This is a genomic window from Phocaeicola sp. (genome assembly GCF_057861905.1).
The window spans coordinates 1-11,293 of record NZ_DBMACV010000088.1; the positions used below are offsets into that span (position 1 = coordinate 1).

At 44.4% G+C, this 11,293-nt stretch carries 6 protein-coding genes; 1 reads left to right on the forward strand and 5 read right to left on the reverse strand.

The genetic code is table 11. From position 1 onward, the window contains the following. Nucleotides 1-495: 495 nt before the first annotated feature. Nucleotides 496-1,614: a DUF4852 domain-containing protein gene (locus tag ACZM60_RS13245; protein WP_489521732.1), complete on the forward strand. Its 1,119-nt coding sequence runs from the start codon at nucleotides 496-498 to the stop codon at nucleotides 1,612-1,614. 186 nt (nucleotides 1,615-1,800) lie between these two features. Here ACZM60_RS13245 and ACZM60_RS13250 read toward each other — a convergent pair whose 3' ends face one another. The 5 genes from ACZM60_RS13250 to ACZM60_RS13270 all read right to left on the reverse strand — a co-directional run bounded on the left by ACZM60_RS13250 (nucleotide 1,801) and on the right by ACZM60_RS13270 (nucleotide 11,192). Then, on the reverse strand, nucleotides 1,801-4,128 hold the full coding sequence (locus tag ACZM60_RS13250; RefSeq protein WP_489521733.1) for a glycoside hydrolase family 3 N-terminal domain-containing protein: 2,328 nt from the start codon (nucleotides 4,126-4,128) through the stop codon (nucleotides 1,801-1,803). 16 nt (nucleotides 4,129-4,144) lie between these two features. Continuing rightward, entirely contained in the window at nucleotides 4,145-5,401 is a 1,257-nt protein-coding gene (locus ACZM60_RS13255) for a hypothetical protein (RefSeq protein WP_489521734.1), read from the reverse strand. 25 nt (nucleotides 5,402-5,426) lie between these two features. Then, a complete protein-coding gene (locus ACZM60_RS13260; protein ID WP_489521735.1) occupies nucleotides 5,427-7,109 on the reverse strand; it encodes a SusD/RagB family nutrient-binding outer membrane lipoprotein in 1,683 nt (560 codons plus the stop codon). A gap of 37 nt (nucleotides 7,110-7,146) precedes the next feature. Further along, nucleotides 7,147-10,266, reverse strand: a complete 3,120-nt coding sequence (locus ACZM60_RS13265) for a SusC/RagA family TonB-linked outer membrane protein (protein WP_489521737.1) — start codon at nucleotides 10,264-10,266, stop codon at nucleotides 7,147-7,149. A gap of 92 nt (nucleotides 10,267-10,358) precedes the next feature. Then, entirely contained in the window at nucleotides 10,359-11,192 is an 834-nt protein-coding gene (locus ACZM60_RS13270) for a glycoside hydrolase family 16 protein (protein ID WP_489521736.1), read from the reverse strand. Nucleotides 11,193-11,293: the final 101 nt, after the last annotated feature.

Consider the following 11,293-nt stretch of genomic DNA (forward strand, 5'->3'; position numbering starts at 1 on the left):
CGGCGTACTGCATGTTTCCAAAAAAGCCGTGTATCAATGTACAACGTACATTTGACACACAGCTTGCTTTGTTTTGAATTCGTCGAATTCACGTTATTTTATATAAGAAATGTATATTTATTGATTATTAAGTATTATTTGTATCTTGTTTTGCCCTTCACATCCTTCACATGGCTTGGACTTGGGCTTTTTAGCATTCCATTCTATCGGATTTCCTGTCTTGAGCGGGGATGGTGAAGGGCGTGAAGGGTGGAAAAAGCATGATTGCTATTGTTTGATATAACTTTTGCGCTTGTTCTTCGAAATTTCTCTCGACGTTTTTTGAAAATTTGTACAAATTCTAAAATGTTTTGTACAAAAAATCAGTGGAATCTGCTGAAGAAAAAAAGAAGAAGAAACGATGTTATCTGAAGATTCTTTGTCTGTTTTATCGATGAATAAAGGCCTTTATCGAAATTTTGCTATATTTGCATATGTTGAATCTAAACTTTACTTATGAAAACAAAATTTTTATGCTGTGCAATGGCATTTGTTGGGAGCCTGATGATGACAGGTGTTTATGCACAACAGGCAATCGTAGCTTGTAATGGAAAAAACTACGAACAGGGTGATACTCTTATTATTGGTAAGCCAGCTTCTTCAGGATATTTATTTATGCGGACAGTCGATGAACAAGGTAGTTTAAGTTCCGTTTATGAACGAGATATTGATGGCTTAAAAGTTGTTATTACTTCTATACCCGGATATGATAAAAAACTATATGAGTCCATGGGAATTTATACACAGCCTGAAAAACCGTTGGTCGTCATGGCTGAAGGAGGAGGAAAACGCTTCTGTATCAGTTTGAATGAAGCTTTAACCAGTGGAAATGTAATGTCTGATTGTATGTTGTCTTCAGTTGAGGGAGCTGTAGACCTGACTCCGTCTATTTTATATATTTATGCATTGAAACTTTATCAGACTCCAGTAGATGAAAAAGTTGTAGACAAGTATATTTCATTGTGTGTTCCTGAGCAATTTAAACAGGCGTCAGTAGATCCTTTTGCATTGGAGGAAATGCGTAAGACTTATCTGGCAACACTTCAGCAGGAATTGGGAGAGGCCGATTTTTCAAAAGTCTTTCGTTTAAAATGCTTATCGGAATTGCAACAATATGATATGGCTAAGGAGTGTTTTCCTTTGTCTGGCTTTTCTTGTACAGATGTAAAGACCAAGCAGCAGAATGATTTGAGTAAACTTCGTTACTGCCTATGGGAAGAATGTGCATTTCATTTTGCAAATGCTTCTCTGTTTACTTCTCTTCCTGTTGATAAAACACGTGCCAAAGGTTTTTATGGCATGCGAGAATATGCTCGTGTCCCTGCGTACAATAGACCTATGGCTACTTTATATGTATATGTTAAGTTTAAAAATCAGCCGGTAAAACTTCCGGAGAAAAAGATTATGGTATTTTCGAAAGGAGAAAATTTCGATTTTGGCTGGTCAACATTAAATAAGGAATATGGGAAAAAATCATTGGATATGGATATTATTCGAGTAGATGGCTATAACGATCTTTTGCCTTATGTAGAGGGAGAGGTCGTGTATAATTACTTAGGCAGCATTACATTGTAAATGTTTTCTTAAATTGAAATCTATATTTCTCTTGTACTTCTTCTGTGTAAAAAGTAATTGCTGGTGGAAATATACCGATATAAATATATTTAAAAAAGTGGGATAATATTGTGTTAAGCAATACTATCCCACTTTTATGCGTTTTGAGTGCTAATTGCTCAAAATTGAGCAACTTTGAATAAACTGTTATTTGTTAGGTGAATCCCATTTGTGTGTCTGGCTGCACGTAATGTTCAGTGTCTGATTGCCGCTTTGCATACGGAAATCACCCTGCTCGAGAATCCATTTACCGTCGGCTCCGACAAATGCGAGGTCGCTGGCTTTAATGGTCAAGGTAACAGTCTTGGTTTCACCCGGCTTTAATTCTATTTTCTGGAAGGCACGCAGTCTGCGGTTTTCGGGTACAAGCGAGGCTACCAGATCGCTGCTGAACAGCATGACTGTTTCTTTTCCCACACGGTTTCCGGTATTGGTTACATCTACTGAGAACTGAAGTTCATCGGTAGCAGTGAATGAGGTGTGGTTTACACGCAGGTTGCTGTACGAGAATGTAGTGTAGCTTAATCCGTAACCAAACGGCCACTGTACGGAAATGACGGCATCGTAGTCGTAGGCTCCTTCCATCTTATCCATTTCTTCGCTTACCCGGTAATCGTAAGTCGTAAGTGCTGCCTGATGACGCGGGTAGGTGTAAGGCATCTTGGCACTCGGATTGACATCGCCTGCCAGAATATTTGCCAAAGCATCTGCTCCGTAATTACCCGGCAACAGAATATTGATAATTCCGTTGGCAAGAGGTTCCAGATCGTTTATCAGACGAGGTCTGCCTTCGTTCAATATCAGGACAATCGGTTTACCGGTAGCAGCCAGTGCCTTAACGAGTTCACGCTGGCTGGGTGAAATAGTCAGGTCGGAAAGATTACCCGGTGTTTCGCAATACGAGTTTTCACCGATGCAGGCGATGATGATGTCAACGTTCTTTGCAGCAGCTACGGCTTTTTCAATTTCCGGTTCGTTTTCTTCGGTATAAGCACCTTCCGGCTTGTAAGTTACACCTTGTTCAAGAGTGATATTTTCGGTACCGAACTTGTTGCACAGGGCTTCGTAGATGGTATTGTACTTTCCGGCAAATCTGTCTGCCAGATGTCCTTGCCATGAATAGCTCCAGCCACCGTTCAGACAACGCATGGAGTTGGCGTTCGGACCGGTTACCAGCAGTTTCTTGCCCTTAGCCAATGGCAGAATGTTGTTCTGGTTCTTCAGCAAGATTTCCGATTCTTCGGCTGCACGGAGAGCCAGTTCGGCATGTTCCTTGCTGCCAAACAAAGGATATTCCTTGGGTTGGGTATTGGGGCGCTCGAAGAGCCCCAGACGATACTTCAGCCGGAGGACACGACGTACGGCATCGTCTATACGACTCATCGGTACCTTATTTTCTTTTACCAGCTCTTTCAACAGTGTACAGAAGTTCAAGTCGTAGGGTTCCATAGCCATATCTATACCGGCATTGATGGCTATCTGGATTGCTTCTTTTTGGGTGGCTGCAATACGTTCACGGGTATACAGATTATTGATGTCGGCCCAGTCGGTAATCAGCATTCCGTCCCATCCGAGGTCTTCTTTCAACCATTTCGTCAGCAGCTCGTGGTTGGAGTGAACGGGGACACCGTTGATGGAACCACTGTTGACCATGATGGTCAGTGCTCCTGCTTCTACGCATTCCTTGAAAGGAGCAAAGCATTTTTCGCGCAACTCCGATACAGGAATATAGGCAGGAGTACGGTCTTTTCCTGTACGTGGCAGACTGTAACCCATGTAATGTTTTACCGAGGTAGCGATACGGTCGGCTGGAATATGGTTGGGGTCATCTCCCTGAAATCCGCGGACGGCTGTACTTCCCATGATGGCGTTTACCAGACAGTCTTCACCGTAGTTTTCCCACACGCGCGACCAACGTGGATCGCGTGCCATGTCGACGGTAGGAGAGTATGTCCACGGACAGTCGCTGGCACGAGTTTCGTATGCTGTTACACGGGCTGCTTCGTATGCCAGATCGGGGTTGAAAGAAGCTCCCAGGTTGATGTTCTGCGGGAAGAGTGTTCCGTCCAGCGTATAAGTCGTTCCATGATTCTGGTCCAGACCGTAAATACAGGGAATGCCTATTTCTTTCATCGACATAGATTGGATAGCTCCTATGATTTCCTGCCACTTGGCTCTGTCTTGTGCGACTGGGCCCGGTGCATTCAGAAACGATCCGACTTTGTATTCGGCTATAGCCTTGTGCAGTTTAGCTTCATCAAGTTGGAATTCTCCATCAACGAAACTTCCCAGCACATCAATGGAAAGTTCGGTCATCTGTCCGATCTTCTCTTCCAGCGTCATCTTCGAGAGAATCGTTTCTACTTGTTGTTCCAGTTTGGCATCTTTAGCGATTGCTACCGGTGGAGCTGCCTGTATGGAACAGGCAGCTATTGCTATGGAAAATAAATTTAAGGCAATTTTTTTGTGTATCATAATGCTATTAAGTGTATTATTGTACGCTGATTCTATCTACATAATATCCGTGTCCGATGCATAAGAAGCCATCTTCTGTCTGAGTCTTATCCAGTACTTCCTGTGTGAGTTGTACTTGTTTTACTCCGTCTTCCTGGAATTCGATGACAGAGGTGCCTGGCAGGTCGTTCCACCAGCCGGTTGTGGTACGCAACTGATGGTATGCATCTGCCGGATTTACGGAATAATGGATGCTCAATACAGCACCTGCCTTAAGGGTGGCAAATACATCTTTTCCAATCAGGTTGAAAGTCTTGTTCGGATCATCATCAGGCAAATCCCATGATACGTAGTGATGACCCTCCCACAAAACTCTTTCCGAAGATACGACTACAGTCTGTTCTGCGATGTTTCCTTCGCTTGTATAGAACATTACTTCTTTGCCCGAGGTAGTTTTTCCGGTAAGTGCGTATTCTCCGTCTTCCAGAGAAGGACAGGTAAAGGCTATTTCGGTAGCCAACTGTCGGGTAAAGCTGGTTATGGTCTGTCCGGCGAAAGTGAACGATGCAATCTGGTTGAGGTTGATACCTGTCATTACCCATTCACTGTTTGCTGTGATGCGTTCCGAACCGGCTGTGATAAGTGCATCGTGTGTAACGGTTACTTTGTTTCCTCCGTATTCATTGCCTCCATCGTCTACAAGGATGATTCGATACGTTCCGTCTGTCAGGTCTGCCGGTACAGTGTATTCAATGTAGCTGTTGGCTCCGTTGTCGGTATAAGCGACATCGGTTGCTGTTTTTCCGCCAATGACGATGCTCTTTACTTTATTGAGATTGTCGCCATAAAGCTGTGCTTTTTCTCCTGCGGCAATGATGCGTTCAAAGGCAACTTCCGTAGCCCAGGGGTCGTCTGCCAAGGGATTTACCTGAATAAGTCCTTCACGGTAGGTCGATTTACCGATGTTGGTTGTAGCAGTCACTTTCAGGTGATAAGTTCCTGCTTTCAGTGCGAGGTCAATTTCTTTTCCGGTCTGTATTTCTTCTCCGTCGATGAACCATGCAACGGTTGTATAATCGGCTGGAGTCACGGTCAGTGTCATCGAGAAATTGGCATCGCGACTGATGTTTGAAACAACGGGCAGTTCGCCGTTAACGCGGTCGGGAAACAACGGGTCGAGAATGCGGGGATCATCATTTTCTGTTGCTGTAGAAAAGGGAGTTTCTTCCGTGCAGGCAATGAGTCCAAAACTCAAGGCAAGCATCATCAATAGTATGGAATATATCTTTTTCATATTGATTCGAATTTAAAAATGGTTGTTATTTTGTTGCATCTTTGTCCCACCATACCGGAGTATACCAGTTGTCTGTTCCTCCCATGCGACTTAATGCTTCTTCGTAACTTGCTTTGTTGTAAGAAGATTCCAGCACCGGATAGCAAAGGCGTACCGGAATTTCTGTTCCGCCTGTGAGGTATTGTCCGAAACCATATTCTGCCGGTGATTTCAATTTCGGGTAACCGGAACGGCGTATGTTTGCCCAACATTCGGCAGGATTGGTGAAGTGAAGAATCCATGCCTGAGTATTAATGGCTTCTTTCTTTTGTTCGTTAGTATAGCCTATTCCGTTGTTGCTGATGTATTCGTTGAAGGCTTCGTCCGAAACTTGTTCACATCCATAATTGTCTGTCAGGAAGTCTATAGCGGCACGTACACCTTCTTTGTATAAATCTTCTACCGATTCACTTCCGGCGTTCCATCCCTTCAGGGCTGCTTCAGCCAGCAGGAATTTAACTTCTGCGTAGGTTATGACTACGCCGGGATTGGTACTTTTCAGGAAGTTGCTGGCCAGTTTGGGCTCGGTTTCACGAGATACGCTCACGGTTACCGAAGGATTTGTTTCTGCCAGTTCTTTCAGAATGTCGCTGTCGTATCCTGCCGGCCAGGGTTCCCAGGAATAAGCTCCCGGATCGCACGGATGGAAGTCTATGCCTTTTTCAAGCATTTCGTTCGTCAGGTCGATACGATTGTCGGGGCTGGTAGAACTCATCAGTCCGTCGTAATAGCAGCGTCCGATCATAAATGTACGAGGGTCGCCAGTATTATACAGATGGTTGAAGAGGGTAGAGCAGAGGTAGCTCGGGTTATTTGCCGGGTCATTACCGAATAATAACTGTGACAAAGCGTTACCACGATAGTCTGTGTAAGTTTCTTGTCCGAAACTGAATGATTTTTCCATGTATTGAATCAGTGCGTCGTCGTCGCTGCTCTGAAAAATACCTCCTTCATCTTGCAGGGCTGCTTCAAACTCTTGCTGAGCTTTTTGAGGAGCTACGTTGGAGATACGCATGGCAAATCTCAGTCTTAGTGAATTGGCAAGTTTTTTCCATTTGCTTACATCGCCGTTGTAGATTACATCTCCTGTGATTTTGTCCTTGCTGGCATCCAGACTGTTGCCGGCTGCCTTGAGTTCTGTAAAGAAATCATTGTATATTTCTTCCTGTGTGTCGTAACGAGGGTTGAACTTTTCTTCCAAAAATCCTTTTCCGGCTTCACTGTAAGGTACATCTCCGTGAATGTCTGTAATGAGTGACATCAGGTATACTCTGTAGATACGTACGGCAGCGTTGATATTTACTTTGTCGGGGTTGTCGGTTGTACGATATTGTGCATCGGTCAGGTTTTTGATGGCTGTGGTATAGAATGTGGTCCACACACGTCCCATCTCATTGTTGTCGACGGTATGTCTTCCTCCGTAGTTGGTTGTATTCCAGCATCCCATCAGCTGCTGGTTGAAGGCGTACAGGTAGTTTCTGTAGATTTCCACCATACTCAAGTCGCCGTAAGTCTGCAACTGAGCTGTGGTGAGCTGTGCATTCGGATCGATGGTTGCGGCTTTCGACGGGTCTGTATTCATACTTTCCATGTACTCATCACTACATGCGGTGAAGAGCAGGGTGAATGCCGTCAATATCAAGGTAAGGTATGATTTATAGTTTTTCATTGTATATCTACTTTAATATATTGAACGATGAATATTGTTAGAATTTGAGATTGACATTGAAGCCGTAACTTCTGCGTGACGGCAGTGAACCGTATTCCAATCCCATACCGGTAGTGTTGTTGTAGTTCGAATCCGGGTCAATGTTAGGAATGTTCTTCCATACAATGAATGGGTTACGTGCTACGAACGAAACCGTGAGTCCTTTTACTACATTCTTCAACCATGTTTCGGGAACTCTGTAACTCAATGTGATTTCACGGCACTTGATGTAGGAGTTATCGTAGATAAACATGGAAGGAGCGTTTCGGCAGACACTCATCCAGTAGTCTTCCGGATTGATGTAGATGTCGTTCGGACGATAAGTTCCGTCGCCATTGTCGATTACACCCGGAGCGATGAAACCACCGGTCGGAGTCCAGTCGGGAGAGCCTTTTGCAATTCCGGCAGCCTGACGCTGTTCTTCAGAACGATACCATTCTTCACGTCCGGCAAGTGTTTCCTTGCTCTTTCCTGATTCGTAAGAAGCACGGGCTGACATAGAGTAAAGATCGGCTCCTACTTTGATATCGAAGAGGGCAGACAGTGACAGGTTTTTATAGGTAAGAGTCGTTCCGACACCACCGGTCCAGTCCCATGAAGCATTACCCAGAACGTGGTTGCTCTTGTCGTATTGAGGAAGTCCGGTCTGCGGGTCGATCAGGATATCGCCGTTTTCATTGCGCTTGAAGTCCGGACCTACGATGGAACCGAAGTTTTCACCTACTTTGGCTGCGACTTGTACATCCAGCCATGCAGCTTTTTCAAGTTCGAACATATCCATGTCGTCCACCAGCTTCTTAACCTTGTTGCTGTTCTTTGAGAAGTTCAGGTTCAAGTCCCAAGAGAAATCCTTGAGTTGTACCGGACGGGTGTTGAGGGCTATTTCAATACCTTTGTTCTCAATTTCACCGGCGTTGATGAGGCGGTAATTATAACCGGTAGTCCATGAACTTGCCATACCCATAATCTGGTTCTTACTGTTTTGGGTATAATAAGTAAAATCGAGTCCAATACGGTTTTTTAAGAACTTCATTTCCAGACCAAGTTCAAAGGAGTTGGTTTTTGTTGGTTTTAAGTTCTTGTTCGGCATGGTCGAATTGTTGATATAACCGATGGTGTACCCTGGATAAGTAAATTTAGATTTGGTATAAACCAGTCCCAACTGATACGGATCGGTATCACTACCTACCTGTGCCCATGACAGACGGAATTTTCCGTAAGGCATCAGGTCGCTTTGTTTCAGCAGTTCGGAAAAGACGAAACTGCCCGAGAATGACGGGTAAATGTATACATTGTTTCCGATTGGCAGGGTAGACGACTGGTCGCCACGTAAGGTTGCATCGAGATAAACCAAATGTTTCCAGCCTACGTTTACCGCTCCGTAAACTGAATTGATTTGCTTGCGGTAGCTGTTTTGCTCCAGACTGGTTTCGTTGAAACTCATCAAGGCTACTACATCGCGAATCTGCATATCCTGTGCGGTTGTGATTGTGGTCTGATTGTTTACCTTATAAATGTTTCCACCCAAGGTAGCGTTGAAATCAAAATCTCCCCATGTATTGTTGTAAAGAGCCAGCAGTTCGAAGTTGTACATACGGTTGCGGAAGTTACTGTTCTGCAAGTAACCGGCTTCGTATCCAGGAGTTGTAGGTGCCTTGAAGTCTTCGAAAATGAAATAATTCAATTCGGCACCGATGGTTCCTTGCAGTTTCAGATGCTTGTTGATGTTCCAGATTGCCTTACCGTTGAAACGGAACTGGTCTTTCTTTGAATTATTTGAGTTCTTGTAAACATCCCAGTAAGGGTTTATGTTATACGGATCCATACCGTTCCAGTTGGAATATTCACCGTTTTCATCCTGATAGGTTTTCAGCCATTCCTGGTTGTATGTCGTAGACAGTGTCATCAGGTTCTTTCCGATATTCGATTTGCTGTCGCCCAGTGCCGGACGATTCTTTACAGCTTCACGAGTATAGTTGGCACTGAAATCTACGTCAACCTTTCCCAAGCTGGTATTGGTACGTAAGTTGAAGATATCACGGCTCATGTTCGACTGAGGAACGATATCTTTGTTTCTCATATCGGTATAAGTAAAACGTACGCCGGTGTGTCCACTATTGGCGCTGATGATAGCCGTATTTGTTGCAGTCAGACCTGTACGGAAGAATGCAGATGTATTGTCTGGAATAATCAGGTAGGGGCGTTCTACGCCGTCGAAGTATTTCAGCATGTTGCTGCCGTCGGCTTTCGGTCCCCAGCTCTTGTTCGTATTCGAGATGGCATCGATGCTGTATGTTCCGTTGCTACCCATACCATATACTTGCTGTATGTCGTTCCATTTGGCCAGCTGGGTATCGAAAGTCAGGGTACCGTTGTATTCTACGCTGAACTTTTCTTTACCGTTTGCCTTCTTGGTCGTGATGAGGATGACTCCGTGGCTGGCACGGCTACCGTAAAGAGCTGAAGCGGCAGGACCTTTCAGTACGGACATGTTTTCAATATCATCGGGGTTGATGCTGGAAATACCATCACCCAGGTCGAAACCTCCGGAAGTTCCGGCGCTACCGTAGTTGGTATTGTCGAGGGGTACTCCATCGATGACGTACAACGGCTGGTTGTTTCCTGTCATTTCTGTACTACCACGTAAGATAACTCGGGTAGATCCGGAAGGACCTCCGGCTGTCTGGCTGACAACCAGTCCCGGTACACGACCTGCCATGGAGTTGATTACGTTGGTTTCCTTGGCCTTGGTCAGTGATTCACCTTTTACTTCGTCTACACCGTATCCCAGTGCTTTACGTTCACGCTTGATACCCAATGCTGTTACGACAACTTCGTTCAGCACTTTACTGTCTTCCGACATGACAATTTTCAGGGGCTTCTTGCTGGCTGCTATTTCTACGGTTTTATATCCTATATAACTGATGACTAAGGTTGCTCCAGGACGGACATTCAAGGTGAATTTACCATCTAAGTCGGTGATGGTACCATTGGACGTATTTCCTTTTTCAATAACTGATGCTCCGATGACAGGACCCGTTGCATCTGTTACAACGCCTGTTACGGCAGTGGTTTGTTGCTCAACAGCCGAATGGGTAGTTTGGGCAATCGCCTGCATGGGTGGAACTCCACCTATAAAACAAAGTGAGAGTGTTCCGCATAATAATGTGTACTTACAATTTTTTGTTCTCATAGTTTATATTATTAGGGTTAATACACTTTTATCCAGTCAATGTACATATTGATTTTTTCTCCGTCTTTCAAAGCTGTAATGTCATCTATGTTGGTAATACCTGTAAAACTTCCTCCTACAGCGAGGTTGAACAGGAGATAGAAGTCATGATGGAAATATTCGTAACGTCCGCTGATTTTGCTGATGTCGAATGTGTGGAACTTTACGTTGTCGATACTTACGGTTAAGGTATTCTCGTTCCATTCCAGTAAGTAAGAATGGTAGTTGCCGTCTTGCAGACTTTGAGCTACGTTGTCGGCATGATATTCCTGACGATGTCCGCTTTCGTAGTCCGTACCGTAATGGATGGCGGTATTCAGGTAGGTTTCTGTCGTACCGGCAGTGATTCCGTTCTGTTGGCCCATTTCCATGATGTCGATTTCTCCACATTGAGGCCACGGCATATCATTGTCGCCCATCATCCAGAAAGCCGGCCATAATCCGTTTGCTGTTTTAGGAAGCTTAATGCTTGCTTCTATTTTGCCATATTGGAAACTCTTTTTCCCCTGACTGTTTACTCGTCCGGAATAGATTTTATCTCCCTTTCGTTCTGCTGTCAGTATCAGGACAGATCGCCCTTCGTCGGTTCCGACCGATACATGAGCTGCATCGTAAATCTGTAATTCCTGGTTTACCCAGCCAGCTTCGTGATTCTCTTTGGTCCAGATGCTTTCATCGAATGTTTCGAAATCGTCTTTGAATACGAAATTTTCCTGAGGTTCTTGTGGTGATTCCAAGTTGCTTTCATCAGATGAGCAGGACTGATACATGGAACACATTAAGAATAGAAGTAAAAATTTTGCCTTTTTCATATTATACCTGAGTTCGGGATAAGTTTAGAATAAGGCCAGTTGTTTTGAGTCCTCAATATAGTATCCTTGCAATGCATCCGGTTTGTTTTCAAAGAAACAAT